18 protein-coding genes and 3 pseudogenes are annotated in these 20103 nt (G+C 67.8%); 14 read left to right on the top strand and 7 right to left on the bottom strand.

The features are described from left to right. The first annotated feature begins 74 nt into the window (after positions 1 to 74). From AB0N66_RS16160 to AB0N66_RS16175, 4 genes and pseudogenes are all read left to right on the top strand, one after another. Complete coding sequence (locus AB0N66_RS16160; protein WP_365434300.1) at positions 75 to 998, top strand: AraC family transcriptional regulator; 924 nt, start codon at positions 75 to 77, stop codon at positions 996 to 998. 557 nt (positions 999 to 1555) lie between these two features. Further along, a complete protein-coding gene (locus tag AB0N66_RS16165) occupies positions 1556 to 2377 on the top strand; it encodes a hypothetical protein (protein ID WP_365434303.1) in 822 nt (273 codons plus the stop codon). A 161-nt stretch (positions 2378 to 2538) separates the two neighbouring features. After that, positions 2539 to 2793 carry a hypothetical protein gene (locus AB0N66_RS16170; protein ID WP_365434306.1) on the top strand — a complete coding sequence of 85 codons (255 nt, stop codon included), beginning with the start codon at positions 2539 to 2541 and terminating at the stop codon, positions 2791 to 2793. A 212-nt stretch (positions 2794 to 3005) separates the two neighbouring features. Continuing rightward, a pseudogene (locus AB0N66_RS16175) lies at positions 3006 to 3404 on the top strand (transposase); the annotation flags it as partial. Positions 3405 to 3419: 15 nt separating this feature from the next. On the opposite strand, the gene AB0N66_RS16180 reads toward AB0N66_RS16175, so the two are convergent. After that, positions 3420 to 3863, bottom strand: coding sequence for an SgcJ/EcaC family oxidoreductase (locus AB0N66_RS16180; RefSeq protein WP_365434309.1), 444 nt, complete (start codon positions 3861 to 3863; stop codon positions 3420 to 3422). Positions 3864 to 4715: 852 nt separating this feature from the next. Between AB0N66_RS16180 and AB0N66_RS16185 the strand changes: the two genes are divergently transcribed. The 4 genes and pseudogenes from AB0N66_RS16185 to AB0N66_RS16200 all read left to right on the top strand — a co-directional run bounded on the left by AB0N66_RS16185 (position 4716) and on the right by AB0N66_RS16200 (position 8423). Beyond that, a complete protein-coding gene (locus tag AB0N66_RS16185) occupies positions 4716 to 6539 on the top strand; it encodes a serine/threonine protein kinase (protein WP_365434312.1) in 1824 nt (607 codons plus the stop codon). 267 nt (positions 6540 to 6806) lie between these two features. Then, positions 6807 to 6956, top strand: a pseudogene (locus AB0N66_RS16190) (site-specific integrase); the annotation flags it as partial. 302 nt (positions 6957 to 7258) lie between these two features. Further along, a complete protein-coding gene (locus AB0N66_RS16195) occupies positions 7259 to 8170 on the top strand; it encodes a helix-turn-helix transcriptional regulator (protein WP_365434315.1) in 912 nt (303 codons plus the stop codon). 64 nt (positions 8171 to 8234) lie between these two features. Then, positions 8235 to 8423 carry a hypothetical protein gene (locus AB0N66_RS16200; protein WP_365434318.1) on the top strand — a complete coding sequence of 63 codons (189 nt, stop codon included), beginning with the start codon at positions 8235 to 8237 and terminating at the stop codon, positions 8421 to 8423. A 74-nt stretch (positions 8424 to 8497) separates the two neighbouring features. Here the strand turns inward: AB0N66_RS16200 and AB0N66_RS16205 are convergent. Next, positions 8498 to 8643 (bottom strand): annotated as a pseudogene (locus tag AB0N66_RS16205) (IS5/IS1182 family transposase); the annotation flags it as partial. A 275-nt stretch (positions 8644 to 8918) separates the two neighbouring features. Here AB0N66_RS16205 and AB0N66_RS16210 point away from each other — a divergent pair. After that, a complete protein-coding gene (locus tag AB0N66_RS16210) occupies positions 8919 to 9836 on the top strand; it encodes a zinc-binding dehydrogenase (RefSeq protein ID WP_365434321.1) in 918 nt (305 codons plus the stop codon). 345 nt (positions 9837 to 10181) lie between these two features. Further along, complete coding sequence (locus AB0N66_RS16215; protein ID WP_365434324.1) at positions 10182 to 10343, top strand: hypothetical protein; 162 nt, start codon at positions 10182 to 10184, stop codon at positions 10341 to 10343. Between the two features lie 6 nt (positions 10344 to 10349). Here AB0N66_RS16215 and AB0N66_RS16220 read toward each other — a convergent pair whose 3' ends face one another. Beyond that, positions 10350 to 11105: an anti-sigma factor antagonist gene (locus tag AB0N66_RS16220; RefSeq protein ID WP_365434505.1), complete on the bottom strand. Its 756-nt coding sequence runs from the start codon at positions 11103 to 11105 to the stop codon at positions 10350 to 10352. A gap of 167 nt (positions 11106 to 11272) precedes the next feature. Between AB0N66_RS16220 and AB0N66_RS16225 the strand changes: the two genes are divergently transcribed. After that, entirely contained in the window at positions 11273 to 11644 is a 372-nt protein-coding gene (locus tag AB0N66_RS16225) for a winged helix-turn-helix domain-containing protein (RefSeq protein WP_365434327.1), read from the top strand. Between the two features lie 570 nt (positions 11645 to 12214). On the opposite strand, the gene AB0N66_RS16230 is transcribed toward AB0N66_RS16225, so the two are convergent. The 4 genes from AB0N66_RS16230 to AB0N66_RS16245 all read right to left on the bottom strand — a co-directional run bounded on the left by AB0N66_RS16230 (position 12215) and on the right by AB0N66_RS16245 (position 16848). Continuing rightward, positions 12215 to 12427 carry a hypothetical protein gene (locus tag AB0N66_RS16230; protein WP_365434330.1) on the bottom strand — a complete coding sequence of 71 codons (213 nt, stop codon included), beginning with the start codon at positions 12425 to 12427 and terminating at the stop codon, positions 12215 to 12217. 161 nt (positions 12428 to 12588) lie between these two features. Continuing rightward, entirely contained in the window at positions 12589 to 14340 is a 1752-nt protein-coding gene (locus AB0N66_RS16235; protein ID WP_365434333.1) for a thiamine pyrophosphate-dependent enzyme, read from the bottom strand. 35 nt (positions 14341 to 14375) lie between these two features. Further along, positions 14376 to 15944 (bottom strand): FMN-binding glutamate synthase family protein, encoded by a 1569-nt coding sequence (locus AB0N66_RS16240; protein WP_365434508.1) that lies wholly within the window; start codon positions 15942 to 15944, stop codon positions 14376 to 14378. Between the two features lie 361 nt (positions 15945 to 16305). Beyond that, on the bottom strand, positions 16306 to 16848 hold the full coding sequence (locus AB0N66_RS16245; protein ID WP_365434336.1) for a pyridoxamine 5'-phosphate oxidase family protein: 543 nt from the start codon (positions 16846 to 16848) through the stop codon (positions 16306 to 16308). Positions 16849 to 17487: 639 nt separating this feature from the next. Here AB0N66_RS16245 and AB0N66_RS16250 point away from each other — a divergent pair. From AB0N66_RS16250 to AB0N66_RS16260, 3 genes are all read left to right on the top strand, one after another. After that, positions 17488 to 18375 carry a bacteriocin fulvocin C-related protein gene (locus tag AB0N66_RS16250; protein WP_365434339.1) on the top strand — a complete coding sequence of 296 codons (888 nt, stop codon included), beginning with the start codon at positions 17488 to 17490 and terminating at the stop codon, positions 18373 to 18375. 97 nt (positions 18376 to 18472) lie between these two features. Beyond that, positions 18473 to 18931, top strand: coding sequence for a hypothetical protein (locus tag AB0N66_RS16255; protein WP_365434342.1), 459 nt, complete (start codon positions 18473 to 18475; stop codon positions 18929 to 18931). Between the two features lie 373 nt (positions 18932 to 19304). Continuing rightward, positions 19305 to 19868: a GNAT family N-acetyltransferase gene (locus tag AB0N66_RS16260; protein WP_365434511.1), complete on the top strand. Its 564-nt coding sequence runs from the start codon at positions 19305 to 19307 to the stop codon at positions 19866 to 19868. Positions 19869 to 20103: the final 235 nt, after the last annotated feature.

Consider the following 20103-nt stretch of genomic DNA (forward strand, 5'->3'; position numbering starts at 1 on the left):
GACGATCCATGCCTGCTGGTCTCCCTTCTATATCCGTACGTCTCGCACAGGCGGCTGCGCGCTACCGTACGGACATGGACGTACTCAGCGACGCCATCGCCGCGATGCGCACCGGGCAGCCGCACTCCTCACGCCAGGACAAGTACGCGCCCTGGGGCATACGTTTCGACGCCTCGGCGGGGGCGGGGTTCCACGTGGTGCTCCAGGGCTCGGCGTGGCTGATCCCTTCGGACGGCGATCCGGTGGCGCTGGGCCCGGGTGACGTGGTGTTCCTCGCCCACGGCCGCGGGCACGCGCTGGCCAGCGACATCGACGTACCGCTGGAGGAGGTACGACTGGATCAAGGCACCGACTTGACCGAACTACCGTCCGTGCAGGGGTCGTTGAAGAGAACCCCCACGGTGTTGCTGTGCGGCGCGTACTGGCTGGACCGGGCCCGCGCTCACCCCCTCCTCGCGGAGCTGCCGGAGGTGGTCCACCTCCCCGCCCGGGTCGGCGCGCACCGTACGCTCCGGGCGGCGGTCGAGCTCCTCGGCGTGGAGCTGGAGGAGCCACAGCCGGGCTCCGACACCATCGTCACGTCGCTACTCGACACGCTGCTCCTGTACATCCTGCGCGCCTGGTGGCAACGCGAGCGCCACGGCCAAGGTCATCCGACGGGCTGGTCCGCGGCCCTCGCCGACCCCGGCGTCGCGGCGGCCCTCCGCGCCATCCACGGCGACCCGTCCCACCCCTGGACGGTCCAGGAACTGGGCGCCCGCGGCGGCCTCTCCCGCGCCGCCTTCGCCCGCCGCTTCACCACCCTGGTGGGCGAGCCCCCGCTCACGTACCTCACCTGGTGGCGCATGACCACCGCGGGCCGACTCCTGAGGGCCGACGACACACCCCTGCGCCTGATAGCCCAACGCACCGGCTACGCATCGGAGTTCGCCTTCGCCAAGGCGTTCAAGAGGGAGTACGGGGTGGCGCCGGGGCAGTACCGCAAGGGGGTCTCCTAGCTTGAGTTCTAGCCTCAGCCTCAGCCCAGACCTGGCGTGCGCAGTGGGCACATAGCTCCTGGTAAGCATCGGCGAGACGTGCTGAGACAGTCCGCGTCTGCCGTGAAATACCGGCAGACGCGGCCGCCTGAACGCGAGGATTCTGGAACCTGCCGGCCCGCCCGGCGGGAGTCATCCTGGTCCAGGACCGAGGTACAGCTCAGCCAGCCGAGGCAGTCGTCGGCGCATCTGTTGGGCATCGCTGAAGTCGAACGACTCGCCCATGCCCGTGCTGTCTTTCCTGGAAGGGCCTTGCTTCCGATCTCCTGATGCGGGCGCCGTCGCCAGAGTCGGAGCCGGATACGGCCCGGCGGGATCGCCGACGCCATGAGGGCAGCATCCCAATGACCGCAGGGGCTATGTATGTCGCGGTCGGAGCGCTCCCCCAACTCCAGTCCGTTGAGCAGCTGATGAGAGTCGAAGCGGGGGGCATATCGCCGCACCGGTTTCACTATCGCCGGTAGCCCTGAAAACGCTCTGAAACCGCGATGAATGGGGGGTCGGCCACGCTCTGCAGCATGACGACGACGAAAGCCCCGCGTGGGTCAGCGGCCCGGCGAGGGATCACCACGAACGGCCTGCGACTGATCCGCCGGCACGCGCCGGCCTTCGTGCGCTTCGCCGGGCTGGGCAGCGGGGTCACTTTGGCGGCCTCGGCGGCCCTGGTCCTGTTCTCGCAGTGGATCCCGTGGATGGCGGCGAACGCGCTGACGACCGTCGCCTCCACCGTGGCCGCGACCGAGATGCACGCCCGCGTCTCGTTCGGCCACGGCCGGCCAGGCCTGGCGGGCCACCTGAAGAGCGCGGCCACCATCGTTGCCGGCTGGCTGGCCACGTCCGCCGCGGTCGGCTTGCTGGCTGTGCTCCGCCCCGGCACCGGACTCGTCCTGCAGCAGACGGTGTACCTGTCGGCCACCGCCCTCGTCGGGATCGGCCGCTATCTTGTGCTGCGTCTGGCCGTGTTCGCGGAGCGCGCCCCGCAGTCGCGGACAGGCGGGGGCATCCGGGTGCGTCCCGCGTACGACGAGGGCGCCCGGCCCGTCAGGCGAATCAGCGACACCGGAACACGCGGGATTATCAGTCTCAACCCTCGACTCTCAACCCCTCGGCTCGCGGCTAAGCCGACAGCATGGGCGGCGATCTCGGTCTCTACGGCGGCCACTGCTGACAAAAGCCGAGGCGTCGCCGCGGTCCAAGTGCCCCTCGCCCAGCGATGTCGGGAAGCAGCGAAGGTCGTTGGACAGTGCCCCCGCCACGGTTCACCGCCTGCGGCAACGGCGTCTGAGGCAACGCAGTTCGAGGACACCGGACGGAACGCCGCGATCACCCGGGCGGCCTGAAAGGTTCCGAAGGGGGTACCCGGCCTTCGGCACCCACCGGTGCCGCTCTGCCGAAGGAAAGAGAAACCCGTGTACATAGGCCTGGGTACTGTCGTCCTCATCATCGTCGTTGTCGCCGTCGTCATGATGCTGCGCCGCCGCTGATACGCCATCGACGCGACGTGTCACTGCCGGCCGAGGAATTCGCCCTGACCTGCAGTGACGCAGAGGTGCTCGCCACCCGGTGCACGCCGGTCGTCCGGCTTCCCGAACCCACCGCGATCGAGCGGCGCTATGCCTCCTACGACGGTGAGCCGCCCTTGGACTTCCTGGCCGCCCACGAGGTTCTCGAAGCAGTTGAGCGGCTCACGACGCGAGGTTCCCCCGAGCGCGCGGGGGAGGGCAGCGTTTACATCGCCCCGCCGCGATCCGACTGACCGCCGCCGGGACCTGCACGCGCGGTTCCACCCGGAACGGAACTCGGCGAAGGCCGGCGCACCAGTCCTGGGGACTCCTCCCAATCCGACCCGGCGAGGTGTTGCGATGGGTAGGACGGGCGCAAGCAGTCGCCGAGGGTGATGGGACAGGCAAAGAGCGGTCGGAGCACGTTTGCCGTCAGCCTGCGGCTGCGGCGGTAAGCCAGTTCACGATCGCCGACATCTACAACGCTAAGGACAAGGAGTACGCCGCCGCCACGATCAAGGCATTCGCCAAGCAGTACTCTGCGAAGTTCCCGAAGGCCGTGGCGAAGGTCGTCGACGATGAGGACGTGCTGCTGGCGTTCTACGACTATCCGGCCGAGCGTTGGATCCAGCTGCGCACGAGAAATCCCATCGAGTCCACCTTCTCGACGGTTCGGCTGCGGACCAAGGTCACCCGCGGTGCCGGGTCCCGCGCCCCCATTTTTGCCATGACGTTCAAGCTCATCGAGTCCGCCCAGGAACGCCGGCGCGCGATCGACGCTCCCCACCTGGTCGCCCTCGTGCGCGCCGGCACCCGGTTCGAGAAGGGCGTCCTCGCCGAGCGCGAGGAGGCGAACGCGGCATAACCGGCCTGGGGGCTTCTACCGTCCACCAGCGGGGAGTTCTGTTGTCCGCCAACCGGGAGACCCAGCCGTCCCTTGACAGTGGAGGATGGCGAACCGCCACGACCCGTCGGCCGACCGGCGGGCGACGGCCGTCGTCGTTCCGGTCGGCGAGATCCGGGTGCCGTCCGGCAACGTCGCCTCGAGGTTCCAATCGACGATGATCAGGGCCGTGTCGCCCCTGATCTGGGTGAACCTGGGCTTATTGGTCAGACGCGCCTGAGCCGCGATCGAGTTGACCGTCTCAGCGCGCAGCGCCGCCCGGTCGGTGAGGACTTCGCCGGTGAAGGTGCGCATCGTCGCGTCCTGGTGGAACAGCGCTAGGACGGCCTCGGCGTTCCCGGCGTTGAGCGCGTCCGCGTACGCGAACGGCAGGCGGGCCGGGTCGACGATCCGGGAGTCGACGGTTTCCTGGCTGTTCATGGCTGACTCACTCCTCGTGTGGGTTCGAGCCGGACTCTCCGGAGCCGGCGCGACCACCTCCCAGCCGGCGGGTCGACCGGGCGCACCGGCACCACCCGATCGCCGACCGAGGCCACCAGCGCTCCGGCCCGAGGTACCCCGAACCGGACAATATCGCGCGCTCCGGATCCAACCATCGCCGCCCCCTGCCCTCGCCGCCGCAGGACGCCGCTGCGGCGCCAGGCCCGAACCACATCAGGAGATCCCGCACAGTTGAGCCCAGGACCGGGGTAGTACTGCTGTTCCTACCCTCGCGGCTGGCAGCCACCGTGTCTTCTAGAGGATGATCAGGCAGGCGAAGGATCCGGCGAGTTCGTTGACCACAACCGTCGGACCTCATGACGTGAGATGTCGGCGCCACCCTGCTTGTGGCCGGGCCCCGCAGCGCCGCAGACCCCTATCCGGAGACAGTCAGAAGCCGTTGTACAACCGAATCTGGGCCTGGCCGAGCGATCGCGGCCCCCGCCAATGGCGGCCCCGCTCCTCATGGAACCGACCCACGGTCCTGGAGTCGGCTGCACGCGACACTCGAGCCCGGCGCGCCTTGGACAGGGGCTGCTTCGGGGTCCGACGGCGGGCCGATGACGCCGAACTCGGCGCGGCGCCGGACGACGCACCACTTCAGCCGTGCCAGGCGCTGCCGGCATCCATTCGACCTCCGGTGACTCGCCGCCCTCCTCGTAGGCCCCCTTCGACTGGCAGCGCACTCCTCAACAAGCCTTAGGTTAGGGGCCGTTGGGAGTGTGGCTGGCCACTGGAGCCTCGTGGCGCCACTGGCCCGATCGATTCTGAAACAGAGAAAAGGAAACCACGGTGTCCGACGAAGGACGGCTGATCGCCGACCGCTACCGCGTCCTCGACCGGATCGGCCGAGGCGGTATGGCCACCGTGTGGCGCGCCCACGACGATCTCCTCGACCGCGAGGTCGCCGTCAAGAAGCTCCATCCCCAGCCGCATCTCGACGCCGACGAACTCGCCACCCTCTTCGAGCGCGCACGGCGCGAGGCCCGCAGCGCCGCCCGGATCAGCCACCCCAATGTCGTTGTCGTGCACGATGTCGTCGACGACGAGGGCCTGCCCATCATCGTCATGGAGTACGTGCCTTCCACCACCCTCGCCGATCTGATCAAGGCGCATGGCCCGGTACCGCTCGAAGAGGTCGCCAGGATCGGCCGTGGCGTGATCGCCGCGTTGCGGGCGGCGCACAGGGCAGGGGTCCTGCACCGGGACGTGAAGCCGGCCAACGTGCTGCTCGCCGAGGACGGCCGGGTGGTCCTCACCGACTTCGGCATCGCCCAGGCGGCCGAGACCTCGGCTCTCACCCGTACCGGCCAACTTGTGGGGTCGGTCGACTTCATGTCCCCCGAGCGCCTGGTCGGCGCCAAGCCGGGTCCGGAGGCCGACCTGTGGGCGCTGGGCGCAACGCTCTTCCAGGCGATCGAGGGCCGCTCGCCATTTCTCCGGGACAGCGTGACGGAGACGATGTATGCCATTGCCATGGAGCCGGCTCCCGAGGTCCGGGGCGCCGGGCCACTGGCCCCGTTGATCCAGGGCTTGCTCATCGCCAAACCGACTGAGCGACTGTCGGCCGAGGACGCCGAGCGCCTCCTGCGGACAACGGACGCCGACCCGCGACGAATACGCCGAGTGGGCTACTCCACCACTCCGCCCGCCGCCCGTGCGGCGGCGGGCGACGCTCCGGCTACGGCGGCGAAGCCGGAACCAAGTTCGAAGCAAGACCCGGGTTCGCAGCCGGACCCGATTTCGAAGCCGGAACCGAACCTGGCTCTGGCTTCGAACTCGAAGCCGGAACCGAACTCGGGGCGCAGAACACGCGAGGCATCCGCTGCCGACTCGGCAGCGGAACGCCCGAAGTCGGCCACGACCGACCCACAGGCGCGGCGGGCCTCTGGCCGCACGAGCCGTTCGAAGAAGCTGGTCGTGCTTGCCGCAGTGGCCGCCACAGCGGTACTGATCACGATCGCGCTGCTGGTCAACGCGACGACGGAGAAGAACACCAGCAGCGCCACAGAGCCGGCCGGCCCGCTCCCGGTCGACGGCACCACGACGTCGCCGTCCGCGGGTACGCCGACAGCCTCTTCCGTCTCCTCCTCACCATCGAGCTCTACGAGTTCCAGGGCCACGTCGCCGACGGCGGACACCCCATCGCAGGCGTCGACGCCCAAGGCCGGACAAGAGGATCCCGACACGGAACCCGGAGACGAGAACCCGGCCACGAACGGCGGACCTGACTCATCGGTCACCCCGGCCGGCCATGCTCTGGTGGTCCCCGCCACGGAGAAGTGCCTGAGCAGCGGCGCGGGGACCGAGGGGATACAGCTGGTCCATGCCACGTGCGACGACTCCGCGGGGCAGCAATGGCACATCGGATCGGATGGGACCTTCAGGTCATTGGGGAAATGCATGACCGTGGCCGGAGGGGCGAGCGATGACCGGACCGAGATCCAACTGACCGGGTGCAGCGGCGACGCCAGTCAGCAATTCCACTTCTCCGGTACGGAACTGCTGGCTGACCAGTCACAGAAATGCGTCACCATTTTCGGGGGCACGAGCGGAACGGTGGTGGTCCTTTGGGAATGCAGCGGCTGGGACAACCAGACGTGGACGATTCGATGACCCACGTCACCTCCACCCGGCTCGCTGCGTCGGCGGAGTACTGGCCGGGCGGGGAGACGATTGCTACGGGCCGGCGGTCTTCGCGTTCTGGCGTCCCGTCCTGGTGCTGGTGGACCCATACCTGTTCGGAGTAGTGCGAGTGGTTCATGGGAAAGTCCACCCGCTGGATCAACGCCCCGGCCACCGACCCGCCTACGTCAAGTCGGCCAGCCGCCATCTCACCGACGTACTTCACCTTCCGGAAGTCCAGGTGCTCGCCCAAGGTTCGTCCAGGAGCGGCACCGCAAGCAGCAGCAGGCGGACCGCGAGGAATGGGGATGGGCCTGGGTCCAGACAGGCCTCGTCTTCACTCAGGAGGAGGGCTCCTGGCTGCACCCCGGCAAGGTCGCCGATCTCTTCGAGCAGTTCGTCTCGGCGCCGTGCGCTGCTGTGGTGCGACGACCAGGAGATGGAACTGTCGGAGGGAGGCATCGTCTACCACCCCCGGAACGTCCCCCACCGCTGCCGGATCGCCTCCAAACACTGCTGCCCTACTCACGATCTGCGCCCCAGGCGGCATCCAAGGCGTCAGCCGCTACGCCGAAGCGGTCGGCGACGCTCTGTCGGGAGGCGCACAGCAACCCAACACCTCAGGCCAGGACTCGACTCTGTGTAACGAATCCGTTGTACGGCAACACAAGCTTCGTGTCGTCCGCGGCATCGGGACGACGATTACCCGCATGGCAACGATGAATCACTTCGGCATGACTCTGCGCGGCTGGCGTGAGCGCATGTCACCGCAGGACAGCGGGCTGGAGGTCGACGGGGAGCGACGCATACCTGGACTGCGCCGCGAAGAACTGGCCCGTTTGGCGGGCATATCGGTCGACTACGTGATGCGGCTGGAACAGGGCCGCGCCCGCAACCCCTCTGCCCAAGTGGTCACCGCCCTGGCCAGAGCACTGCGTCTCGACCCGTCCGAGCGTGACCATCTGTTTCGCTGCGCCCACCTTGCACCGCCCTCCGTCGGGAACGTCTCCAGGCACATACCTATGAGTGTGCAGCGACTGGTACACCAGTTGGGAGAGATTCCCGCCGGGGTCTTCGCCGCTGACTGGACCATCATCGGCTGGAACAAGATGTGGACGGCCGCGGTCGGCGATCCCCGCGCGTATGGCTGGGAGGGGCGCAATCTCGTCGCCGGGATGTTCCAGACGAGAGCCAGCCGAGACCGGGACCCGATTGCGGCATGGCCCATTCGGACATGGAGAGGCAGCGAAGCGCAGGAGGAGGACCTCGTCGCCGACCTGCGTGGGACAGCGGCAGCCCATCCCCATGACGTACGTCTTGCCTCACTCATCGAAGGCATGCTTCGACGGGAACCGGCGTTCGCCCGTCTGTGGTTCAACGGCACGGCTGGCCCCTATACCGGCGATCGCAAGACCATCGAGCATCCACTGGTGGGTGACATCGCCGTTGGCGTCGATGTCCTCATACCTGCCGGCACCGACCTCAGGATCCTCACGTGTGCGGCTGCGGCCGAGACCACCGACGCAGAGAAGATGGATGCTCTACGTGCGGCCTGTCATCTGCCACGAACCAGTCCGGCCCGTCCCGATTCAGAGATCGCCAACCTCGACGGAGGACTGTGATCCGGGCTGCCGACTCGTCTCACCTGTCCTTGCTCCTCAGCGATGCTGTGCGGAGGCGGACGCGGTGCTGGTCGAGTTCGGCGTGAACCAGAAGACGTTGCACACGTGGGTGCGCCGTTCCGAACAGGAGGACGCGAGGGCTGGCGGGCTGAGCGCCGACGACCGCGACGAGCCGGCACTGCTACGCAAGGTGCGGATCTCGGCAGCCCGCAGCCGGGCGACCTCCCCGGCAGTGGCGCGGGCCGCGCGGTGATCACCGGCCCGATCAACGACCACTGCTCGTCCGATAAGTCGCTGGGATACGGCTTGCGTTCACCCAGGAACCGTGCCGAGCCCGGAACCTCGCGGTACTCCGCGTCGGGCGAAGACCGGCTTGATACCGCGTTTCCACCGTAGCGGCGGCACTTGTCGTAGTCGTAGCCACGGTCGGCGAACAGCTGCCGCGGCCGGTGACGGGGCCTGCCGGAGCGGCCCGCGAGGATGAGTACGGAGAGGACTCAGGCCGGGTGTCCTCCGGTGATCGCGACGCAAAGGCAGAGCCCCCTGGTGGCTCGGAGGCGTGGACCGAACCGAGGAGTACCAGGGGGCTGTTGTCGTGGTGGTAAGCGGAGCGGCGACGCACCTGCCGCGCGCTCAACCGAAACAGCCACTGCCCGCCGAGGGTCTGGCGATCAGGACGAGACCGTCGTGACGGCCACGCCGATGCTCCACGTCCTCGGTGCAACGCTCCCCGGCTAAGATCCGCGTCATGCGTGCGTTGACCGTTGTGCCCGTTGCCCCTCATGTTGCACTGACCGAAGTCGCCGACCCCACGCCATTGCCTGACCAAGCGCTCGTCCGAGTCAAGGCGTTCTCGCTCAATCGCGGCGAAGTCCTCGACCTGCCAACGCGCCGGGAAGGCTCCATCACGGGCTGGGATGCAGCCGGCTTGGTGGAGGCTGCCGCCGCGGACGGCAGTGGGCCGGCGGCGGGAACTCGGGTGGTCGGTCTGGTCAGGGTCGGCGCTTGGGCAGAACTCGCGGCGATCCCCACCAACAGGCTGGCACCGATACCGGACGGTGTGTCATACGCCGAGGCGTCCACATTGCCTACTGCGGGCGTGACAGCGTTGCGGTCGCTGGAGATCGGCGGCCTGCTGCTGGCCAAGCGAGTACTGATCACGGGCGCGACCGGGGGAGTCGGCCGGATGGCGCTACAACTGGCGAGCCTCTCCGGTGCTCACGTCACCGCGCTCGTCCGTGACCTTGCGGCAGAATCGTTGCTACGGCGCCTGGGTGCGAGTGCGGTTGTGAACGCTTTGACCAAGGACTTCGATGTGATCGTGGAAGGCGTCGGCGGCGCCACGTTCGGCATGGCCATTGAGCACCTGGCCAAACGTGGCCTCCTGGTCAACATCGCGACACTGGACCCTGCGGAGTCCGTCACCTTCCGGGTGTCCCGCTTCAACCGCTCACCTGGCGCGCGGATCTATACCTTCAACAGCTTCGACGAGACCGCCGCCCACGACAGCGGAACAAGCGACCTCACCCGCCTCTGCACCCTCGTCGCGGAGGGCAGGCTCGACTGCCAGATCGAACTCGAACACTCTTGGCGCACCATCGCCGAAGCAATCGACGCCCTGCTCCGCCGCCGGGTCGGCGGCAAGGTCGTCCTCAACGTCGACTAGCGATGCTGGCCGCTGGTCCCGGCCGCAGGCGCGCCGGTCGTCGAGGCCGCCGGAGATCAGGAGGTCTCCAGGGAAGACGGCGTCGCGCAGCCCCTCCCATACGGCCGAACCCTCCGGGCCTGTTCGTGACCGGGCGAAATGAAGCGGACACGACTCTCCGCGCGGTGCTCCGCGAGGGCTTGAGTACCGGCGCATGCAAGTGATCAACGTCGACGCACATGGCTCCGGGTACCCGGGTCTCCCTGGGGCCAACTCGGGTGAGCAGGGAGGGTGTCGGGCACTCGTCCGTTTGAGCGGGGTGTGCCGGGTACTCGAAGGGCCGACCTCAGAGGAGGTGCCTCCCTCATGGAATCCGGCACCAGCACAGACATCCAGCCGACGCGTGAGAGCCGTAAGGCAGGGGAGGGTCCGGTCGCGCTACCCGGCACCCGGAACCCGCAGTGTGCCGACGGCAGTGAACTGGAGAGCCTCGACCAGGAGAGCAACATCATCCGGGGCGAGGACTGAGCCGCCTCAACCTTCCTTGCGGCGGGGAGTTGCCGGTACCGGCGGCGCCGTCTGGAGCTTGGCGACAGTCTCGGCGACCTGCAACTGGAACAATTCCGGGAGCGCTTCACCTGTGACGGCGCTGACGAGGTTGTCGGCGACATGGTGAAGTTTGGTGTTGGTGTTCTGGGAGACCGAGACCAGGACCTTCCAGGAGTCCTCAGCGCTCAGGCCGAAGGAGGCCATGAGAACGCCACGGGCGAGGTCGATGACGGGCCGCGTCTGCAGGGCCCGCCGGAGCTGAACCAGTTCGATCCGCAGATCCTGGTTCGCTTCGCCGAGCGACGTGGTGTCGTCCCCTGCGCGGTGTGCCGATCCGGAACGTTTATTCAGGGCTCGACCGGCTTCGTCGGCTTCACCCACCACTGCGAACAGGGACAGCGTGCCGGTAACCGAGAAGAGTCGGCGCACCGCGGTGCTGGTCGCCTGGATGGCGATCGTCTTGCCTTCGTCCAGGGCGCGCCGTCGGAGGCGCAGCAGGACGTTGAGTCCGGAGCAGTCGCAGAAGTCGACGTCGCTCAGATCGAGGTCGATGCCGCGTGCCGAGCGGGCCAGGGTTTGGCGCAGCCCGTCGTGCAGTGCCTGCTCCGTGACGTTGTCGATCGCGCCGGACACCACGACGAGTGTCCAGTCGCCCGCAGGGTGTGTTTCGATCCCCAGCAGTGGCCCCTGATGATCGCTCGACGGTAGGTCCGGCGGAGCTGAGGGGACTCCGTTAGCCACCGTGAGCTGCGTGGGAAGTGCGCGTTCTGGCATGGCGGCCACTCCATTGACATCCCGTGCTTTTGTGCCTGCTCAAGCCTCAGTCCGGCGCCCCTCACACGTCAAGAGATACAGGAAACAAAGTTCGCCCTTTTGAATGCGTGAATCAAATGTCCTATCCTGAGGTCATGCGTGGAGTACCCGAATCACACACCGGCTGGACGTTTCTCACGAACCACGCCCGCGTGCTGGCCGCGATCGCCGAGGATCCCACCACCCGCATCCGCGACATCGCCGCGCGTTGCAGGCTGACCGAGCGTGCTGTCCAGAAGATCGTTTCGGATCTTGAGATGGACGGCTATCTCACCCACACCCGTCAAGGCCGCTCCAACGCTTACCGCATCGAGGACGGGACCCTGCTGCGGCACCCCGCCGACCGGGGGTTGGCGGTGGCGGAGCTGCTGTCGCTCCTCGCCGCGCACGACGCGGAACACGGCGAGGGCCGGAAGGATTTGCAGTCGACGGCCCCTCGCCCTCGCAGCCCGGAAGGCGACCGGTGACATAGGGCCGTGGTGTCGCCCCGGCCAGGCCGCCCGTAACTGTCGGGAGCGGGCCCGCTCGGCGGTCGTGTGCCGTGTTGACCGACGCCTGCGATCACTGCCGGGCTTCGTCCAGTGTGTTCGGGATCCCGGGCCCCCGGCCCCCCAACCCCCCGGCCCTCTGGAACGAGCACTGAGCTTCGTACTGGATCGACAGGGCACCCCGGGGACCCCGTCCCAGCTCTGGACACCGACATCAGCGTCGACGTGGCCTGGTCAGCGCAGGCTCGCGGGTCTCACCGGAGCATGCGAGCTGGCGCGTCGCGGCCGTAGCGTCGCTGCGGTCGTCGTCATTGTCATCGTGGCTGTCGTCATGATGCTGCGCCGCCGCTGCCCCGTCCTCCTCGTGCCGGTGCTGTGGTGGCTGCGCGGCCTGCTCAGTACATCGAGCCCGTGCCCACTTGTGTCCAGGGCTCAGCAGGTTCCGGCGCCCTCGCCCGGCATCCGGCGGGCCGTGTCTCCGCAGGCACCGGCGCCTCTCCGCCGCCGTATCACTGCGCGTGCGCCGCCGGCGACGTGTGCCTTTCCAGGTCAGGCGGCCTCGTACTGGTGTGCCCGACCCCCTTTCCATTCCACCCACACCGGATCGTCGAGGACGTCCTCACCGAACGCCAGACCGGCGCGGCGCAGGAACTCCACGACGTCGTGGTCGGAGTGCGCCAGGCCGACGATCTCACTGCGCACGACGACCGGACGACCGCCCGTGTTGAGCGGCCTGTGCACGACTATCGGCACCCCTGCCATGGCTCCAGCGTGTGGCCGTACGGCTTCATACGCCAATTCGGATCTCGCCCGAAAGACGAGCGAGCCACGCGCACTGGCCCCCCTACCGGTGTCAAGGTCGTGCTGCTCGCGGCACTCGCCGCTTGGCCCGGCATGAGGAATCGCCGGAACGGGACACGTGATCAGGGATGGGTTTCGTCGCCGTGGCTGCGCAGCAGTTCCTTCATCTTGGCGACGGCGAAGCCCCAGCCCTGTTCGACGGTGGGTTTGGCGGGGACGGCGATCTCGTCCGGGTTGGTGAGTACATCGAGGAGCACGGGGCCGGGGGTGGCGAAGGCGCGGCGTACGGAGTCGTCGAGGTTGGCGGGGTCGGTGACGCGGATGCCGGTGATGCCGATGGCGGCGGCGACGGCGGCGAAGTCGGGGTTGTCCAGGACGGTCCCGAACTCGGGGAGACCGGCTTGTTCCTGTTCCAGCTTGACCATGCCGAGGCGGCGGTTGTCGAAGACGACGAGTTTGACCGGCAGTCGGCAGGACTTGAGGGTGATGAGATCGCCGAGGAGCATGCTCAGGCCGCCGTCGCCGCAGAAGGCGACGACCTGGCGGTCCCGGTCCAGGTACTGCGCGCCGAGCGCCTGCGGCATGGCGTTGGCCATGGAGCCCAGGTTGAAGGAGCCGAGCAGCCGACGCGTCCCGCGCATCTCGACGAACCGTGAGAGCCACACGGTGGCCATTCCGGTGTCCGAGGTGAAGATCGCGTCGTCATCCGCGCTGCGGTCCACAGCGGCGGCCAGCGCCTCCGGGCGGATGCCGTGCTCGCGGTTGTCCAGCGCGGAGCGGACCCTGCCGACCAGACCCTTGTCGTGCGAGGGGTCGGCGAGGCGTGCCTGGCCCTCACGCCAGTTCAGGAAACGTTCCCGTGCCTGCTCCAGGTGCCCGCGGTCGCGCGTGCTGCCCAGCTCGGCGGTCAGGTGGTCGAGCAGGTCGCGAACGGTGGCACCCACATCGCCGACGAGGCCGATGTCCACCGGGACGCGGCGTCCGATGTGCGCCGGTTCGGTGTCGACCTGGATGACCGTGCGGCCCTCGGGATACCAGTCGCGATAGGGAAAGTCGGTGCCCAGCAGAACCAGGGTGTCCGCGGACTGCATGGCTCCCGCCGCCGCTGGGTTCCCGATCAGACCTGTCTGGCCGACCTGGAAGGGATTGTCGCCCTCGAAGCCCTCCTTGGCCTTCAACGTCAGCACCATCGGGGCCGCGAGGCGGTCCGCCAGCGCGAGGACGTCTCCGCGGGCGGCGCGAGAGCCCTGCCCGACCAGCAAGGTGATCCGGTCCGCGTGGCCGAGGAGATCGGCGGCCCGGCGTACGGCGGACGCTTCGGGGCGGGTGGTGGGTGTGGTGAGGGAGAAGCGGGCCGGACGGTCGGCGTGCAGTTCCCGATCACCGATGTCGCCCGGCACGGTGAGGACCGCGACGCCCTTGTGGCCCAGGGCGTTGCGGACCGCCGTCTCAAGGAGCTGCGGCAGTTGGTCGGGATCGGTGATGGTGGCGCGGAAGACCGCCACGTCACGGAAGAGCAGGTCGTTGTCGACTTCCTGGAAGTAGTCGCTGCCCAGCTCGGACAGGGGGACCTGACCGGCGATGGCCAGTACGGGCGTACGGCTCTTGGCCGCGTCGTAGAGGCCGTTGAGCAGGTGAACGGAACCGGGGCCGACCGTGCCCATGCACACCCCCAGACGGTCTGTGAGCTGGGACTGAGCGCTCGCGGCGAAGGCGGCCGCCTCCTCATGGCGGCAGCCCACCCATTCCACGTCATCGGTGGTGCGGATGGCGTCGGTGAGGGGGTTGAGCGCGTCTCCCACAACGCCGAACACTTGGCGGACGCCGAGTTCGCTCAGGGCGTCCACGATGACGCGGGCGACGGTTCGTGCCACGAATTCCTCCAGGTTGGATCCAGATCAGATCCAGGTCAGATGGTGAAGTGGTCGGGGTCTGCGGCTTTCCAGTCGGCCGCCCAGTCGGCGGGCGGCTCGACCAGCAGTTGTCCGGGGGACAGCCACTCGTACAGCCCGTCGTAGGAGCGCACGGTCTGCGCGTCGATGCGCCGCCGCAGCATGTGCGGCCGCAGCTGTGCGGGGTCGGTGACTCCCATGGAAGCCATGATCTGCAGTGCACTGCCGACGGTGGCCTCCTGAAGTCGCCGTACCCGCGCGGCTTTGTCGCCGACGTCGAGCGCCCGGGCGCGACGCGGGTCCTGGGTGGTGACTCCGACAGGGCAGGTGTTGGTGTGGCAGCGCTGAGCCTGGATACAGCCGACCGCGAACAACATGGCGCGGGCCGCGTTGCCGTAGTCGGCGCCCTGGATCAGGCGTTTGACGAGGTCAGCCCCGGTGGCGATCTTGCCGCTGGCGCCGATCCGGATCCGATCCCTCAGGCCCGCGCCGACCAGGGCGTTGTGCACGGTCATCAGACCCTCGGTGAGCGGTGTGCCGACGTGGTCGGCGAATTCGAGCGGTGCGGCACCTGTGCCGCCCTCCGCGCCATCGACGATGATGAAGTCGGGTGTGGTGCCCTCCTCGATCATCGCCTTGCACACGGCGAGGAACTGGCGCCGTGAACCGGGGCACAGCTTGAAGCCGGCCGGCTTGCCGCCGGACAACTCCCGCATCCGCGCGATGAATCGGACGAGTTCACGAGGCGTGGAGAAGGCCCGGTGGTACGGCGGTGAGATGACCGTCCGTCCCTCGGGGACGTCCCGCACCCGGGCGATCTCCGCGTTCACCTTGGCGCCGGGCAGTACACCCCCGATACCGGGTTTGGCACCCTGCGACAGCTTGAGCGACACACACCTGACGCTCTCGCCCGACGCCTTCTCGGCGAACTCCCCGGCGTCGAAGTCCCCGTCCCGGGTCCGGCAGCCGAAGTAGCCGGTACCGATCTCCCAGACCAGGTCACCGCCCGGGCGCAGGTGGTACTCCGACAGCCCGCCCTCACCGGTGTCGTGTGCGAAACCGCCTGCCGCGGCCCCCTGGTTGAGCGCCAGAACGGCATTGGCCGACAGCGAGCCGAAGCTCATGGCGGAGACGTTCAGCAGTGCCATGTCGTACGGCTGGGTGCAGTCCGGGCCCCCTATCCGTACGCGCGGCGGATGCTCGGGCACCGGGCGGGGCGCCATCGAGGGAACCAGGTACTCGTAACCCGCCTGGTACACGTCGCGTTCGGTCCCGAACGGCTCCTCCGCGGCGGTGCCCTTGGCCCGCTCGTAGACGATGCTGCGGATGTCCCGGTCGAAGGGCCGCCCGTCGAAGTTCCGCTCTACGAAGTACTGCTGCAGTTCGGGACGGATGCGTTCCAGCAGGAAGCGGGCGTGCCCGATCACCGGATAGTTGCGCAGCACCGAGTGCCGTCGCTGAATCAGGTCCCACACACCGATCACGCCGAGCGCGGCCAATGGTACCGCCGCCATCCACCACCATGGCGACACCACCACAGCCACACCAACCACTGCGAAGGCGGCGCCCAGGACCACCGCGATCATTCCGGTTCTCAGCACGATCCACGAGTAACCCGCATGACCCGTCTCATGCGCACCAACCGCAAACCACCAGGCCCTACGTGGTCGTCTCCCGGCCCCGGCAGAGGCGGCAGGGCATCTTTTCCAAGGCGCCTGAACCCTCTGCCTTGAACGCAGGGTTGGTGGTCTCGGAGCAGGGCCCCCTGACGCGAAGCTGAGCCCGCCGTCCTCCTGCGCGGCGATGTTGTCGACGGCTACCCGCTCCTGAACAATGAGGTTTCGCATGTTCGGATCTCTTCGCGCTGGTAGCGGTCATAGTGGTTCCGGCCGGGTGGTGGGGCTTCTCCGGGCGAGGTCGGGTGGCTCGCTCCATGGCGCCGGATGGTCATGACTTCGACGTTCCTGGCTCGTCGGGCCGCGCGCCGTTGCCACTCTGACGCTGACGTTCCGCACGCTGCTGGATGAGTTCCTCGACGGCGCTGGGCAAAGTCGTCTCGAAGTCGATCAGCTTCGCCCACGTCGGTGTCATCACGATGCGGACCATGCCGTCGTAGAGCGAGCGGACCTCGGCCTCCCACTCGACCCGTTGTTCGGCCGTCATCTGGTAGGAGCCGTTCATCTCGAGGTACTCCTCGGGAATGCCGTCGACCTCGTCGAGTTCAACAGTGCCGCGGACGAGCAGGATCTTGGGCGGGTGCACCTCGGTGTCGATCGTGATGGCGACGGCCGGGTTCTGACGTAGCGAAGCCAGCTTCGGGGCGTTCTTCGACGTGCACATCACTGCCTCCTTGCCGTTCCAGGCGAAGGCGATCGGGATGTTCCGCGGTGTCCCATCCTTGGCCACGTAGGCCAGTCGGCAGAGGTCACGAGCCAGCATCTCCTGGCTCAGCGGGCGATTGAGGATCTCGGCGACCTGGTCGTTCGTCATGGTGGGCCTCCTGAGGGTCGTGCGACCACGGTGGTCGCTCCTGCCCCTGGGACGGAGTCGTCACGCCGTTCTCGACATCCTTGCCGAACCTTCCCCGCGCCCCAACGGACACTTGTGCGTTAGGGCGCGGGGGGTGGCGCCGTCAGCCGCTCAGAGCGCACGGCAATAGGGAGCGTGTTACTCAAGTCGTTTGGTGGGTGCGGCGTACCGGCCATCGGTAGCTCACCAGGATCGCCCTCAACCGAGTGGTCAGCGGAAACTGAGACGGGCCACTAGTAGTCCGCACTTGCGAAGTATCGGCCGCCGGTGAGACTGCTCGCTCCAATCGCCGTAATTCCATCCATTAGAGATCTATAGCTAGGTGCATCGGCGACGGGTCTGCTCCCGCCGTAAGTATGGCCTGTGAATGTAAAACGTTTCGATCCTGGTCGAAATGATTGACGCTTCCAGACGCTTCGGCAAACTATTTCTCTTCAGGTAGACCCGAAGCGGGAAAGGGTGCTGAACGGCGCGCTACGGAGCGGCGTGAAAGCTCACGCCGGGCGGGCACCATGGGGCGCGTTGTCACATAAACGTGGGGAGAATCTTGTGGCCGAGTGGATATTGGCATTCGACGCCGACTGTCGATTCTGTGCAGAAGTGGTGGACCGGGTTCGCGTCTCCGTCGACGGCAAGTTGACCACCGCGGGCCTCACGGAACCCCGTATTCGCGGTCTGCGTGCGCGTGCCCTGGGGGAAGGGGCCGCGTGGGCCCCGACCCTGTTGGCGGTCAACGGTGACCAGGTGCGGGCCTGGACCGGAACCGCGCTGTCCCTCCGTCTGGCGCGGCTGTTGGGGCCGGCTGACTCGCTGCGTGTGGTGCGTGCGCTCCGCGACCTCGATGTGTTGCGGCCCCCGAGCCGTCGAGGAATCCTCAAGGCCGTGCCGGGGCTGGCCCTGGGGACGTTTCTGGTCACCGGCGGCCTGGCAGCCTCACCCGCGCAGGCCGTGACCCGCGCCAAGGGCAGTAAGGCGTCGCGATGGGTGAAGGCCAACGTCGACCGGCTGCCCTCCGGTTACTCCGAATTCGTTTCCTACCCCGCGGACTATCGGCGCGCCATTTACGGCGCGCTGTCCGCTTCGGCTCGGACTGACCTGTGGGTGGCGCACTTCGCGAACTACCGGAAGACACATCCCGGTCTGTCGGCCGAGCAGTCCGCCGTTCTGGACGACGCGACGCGGCTGGCTCCGCAGATCATCGCGGGGCGCCAACAGGGAGCAGCCGTCGAAGAGCTGGAGACGGCGGCTGCGGCGGCGTACGGCGAGAGTGAGTCGCGGGCGATTCTCATGACGCTGGGCCCTGCGGACACGCAAGGCGTGGCGCCGCGGAGCGATCAGAACATCCAGGTCATGGACTGCAACTCCCAGTGCGCGGGTACCGGAAGCTGCGACATGGTGTGCTACTCCCATCCGTGGTGGTGCAACTGGACCGATTACGGCTGCGGTCCACTGTGGCTGGGACCGTGCAGCGGGGTTTGCGCTCCCTGAAGCCACCCCTGCTCGGAGCTCGCCGTATGAGCGGCGGGGGTTGCTCGAGGTTGGTGGCGAAGGTGGTCCAGGCGGCGGTTGATACGAGGAGGACTGGATGGTCGGGGGTCTTGCCAGCAGGGCCTACCGGCTGACCAGGCACCGCCTGCTCCGCAACACTGCTACGGACCCGGTCACCGGCTACCTCGTCCGCATCAGTGTCGACCGCGACGCCGTCGATCCGGACCTGGGTGGAGAAGAACAGGGTCGAGTTTTGTGCCTGCCCACGACGAGCGCGTCGTGGGCGAACCCGATCGAGGCCCCGTTCGGTCCCTTGCGCAACTTCGTCATGAGCGGCTCCGAACGCCCCAACCACACCGTCCTCTCGGAAGCTCCAGGACTACCTGCGGTGGCGCACGCGGTGGATAGCCAGCCAGGTGAGTTCGTCGATGCGCAGGGTGCCGCTGCTGGTGGTTTTGGGCGTGAGGCCGAGGCCGAGGAGCTGGACAAAAGGGGCAGGGCTGTTGCGTTCTCAGGCTGCGAGATCGAGAAGTGCGGTGGCGCGGTCGGGGCGTGACCGGTAGTGGCCCGTTGCGGCGGCGATGTTGGTCCAACCGGCCTCGCGGATGAGCCCGACGGTCAGATTGCGCAGCGTGGCCATGGCGCGGGGCCGATGCGAACGCCGAAGGCGTCCTCGCGGAAGGTGACGTCTCGCACATGGTGCAGGGCCTCAACCGACCAGTGGTCCTGCACGTGTTCGGCGAGAAGCGGGGCGAAGGCGGGCCCCGAGGGCTGGGGAGACTGTCAAGGGCCTACCACGGCCGAGGTCCGCAAGCGCCCCACTGCGGTGTCGGCCTCCGCGCGGTTCCGCGGCAGCATTTCGCGGTTCGCCGACAGGATCCGAGAAAAGCCGTTGAACTGCCCGCCCTGCTCTAGGCATGATCAATTCTGTGGACACCTACCTGGAGACCGAGCGCCTGACTCTGCGCCGCTTCACTACCGACGACGCCGACTTGCTCATCGAGTTGGACAGCGACGCCGCGGTGATGCGCTATCTGACCGGAGGCAGTCCGACCGCCCCGGAGATTGTCCGCGAACGCCACCTGCCAAACATCATCGCCGGCTACGAGAGGTGGCGCGGCGATCTTGGGCTGTTCGCCGCGCACGAGAAGGACGGCGGCGCGTTCATCGGGTGGTTCTGCCTGCGTCCCGAGCCGCAGGGCCCGCTGGACGAGGTCGAACTCGGCTACAGGCTGCGGCAGGCGGCCTGGGGTAGGGGTTACGCCACCGAGGGCTCGCGGGCTTTGCTGGGCAAGGCGTTCACAGGGCTCGGTGTGCGCATGGTCTGGGCTGAGACGATGGCCGTGAACCACGCTTCGCGCAACATCATGGAGAAGCTCGCAATGACGCTCGCGGACACCATCCCCACTCCCCCCGACATGGAGATGATCGAGGGCTCCGAGCACGGGGGCGTGCGGTACGAGATCACCAAGGAACAGTGGGAGCAGCAGTAGCCACTGCGTGAACGGCCGTTCTGCATCCACGCCCACCGGAACCGTTAGGTGGACGGCGGAGGTGGCACCAGCAGGGTTGATGTGTTCTCAGGCTTCAAGACCGAGTAGTTGGAGTGTGTGGTCGGTTCATGACGCGGGAAGCGTCCTCGGCGAAGGTCACGTTTCCCACGTGGTGGGGTGCAGGGCCTCGACCTGCCAGCGATGCCGGCCGGCGTGGTGGTGGCGCCTCGCACGG

This window comes from Streptomyces sp. NPDC093544, assembly GCF_040683495.1.
Classification (GTDB): Bacteria; Actinomycetota; Actinomycetes; order Streptomycetales; family Streptomycetaceae; genus Streptomyces.

Excerpts from the sequence above, each read along its gene's own strand:
- AB0N66_RS16160 (WP_365434300.1), top strand. The coding sequence starts at position 75 with ATGGACGTACTCAGCGACGCCATCGCCGCGATGCGCACCGGGCAGCCG.
- AB0N66_RS16165 (WP_365434303.1), top strand. The coding sequence starts at position 1,556 with ATGACGACGACGAAAGCCCCGCGTGGGTCAGCGGCCCGGCGAGGGATC.
- AB0N66_RS16180 (WP_365434309.1), bottom strand. The coding sequence starts at position 3,863 with ATGAACAGCCAGGAAACCGTCGACTCCCGGATCGTCGACCCGGCCCGC.
- AB0N66_RS16195 (WP_365434315.1), top strand. The coding sequence starts at position 7,259 with ATGGCAACGATGAATCACTTCGGCATGACTCTGCGCGGCTGGCGTGAG.
- AB0N66_RS16210 (WP_365434321.1), top strand. The coding sequence starts at position 8,919 with ATGCGTGCGTTGACCGTTGTGCCCGTTGCCCCTCATGTTGCACTGACC.
- AB0N66_RS16215 (WP_365434324.1), top strand. The coding sequence starts at position 10,182 with ATGGAATCCGGCACCAGCACAGACATCCAGCCGACGCGTGAGAGCCGT.
- AB0N66_RS16225 (WP_365434327.1), top strand. The coding sequence starts at position 11,273 with ATGCGTGGAGTACCCGAATCACACACCGGCTGGACGTTTCTCACGAAC.
- AB0N66_RS16230 (WP_365434330.1), bottom strand. The coding sequence starts at position 12,427 with ATGGCAGGGGTGCCGATAGTCGTGCACAGGCCGCTCAACACGGGCGGT.
- AB0N66_RS16240 (WP_365434508.1), bottom strand. The coding sequence starts at position 15,944 with ATGATCGCGGTGGTCCTGGGCGCCGCCTTCGCAGTGGTTGGTGTGGCT.
- AB0N66_RS16245 (WP_365434336.1), bottom strand. The coding sequence starts at position 16,848 with ATGACGAACGACCAGGTCGCCGAGATCCTCAATCGCCCGCTGAGCCAG.
- AB0N66_RS16255 (WP_365434342.1), top strand. The coding sequence starts at position 18,473 with ATGGTCGGGGGTCTTGCCAGCAGGGCCTACCGGCTGACCAGGCACCGC.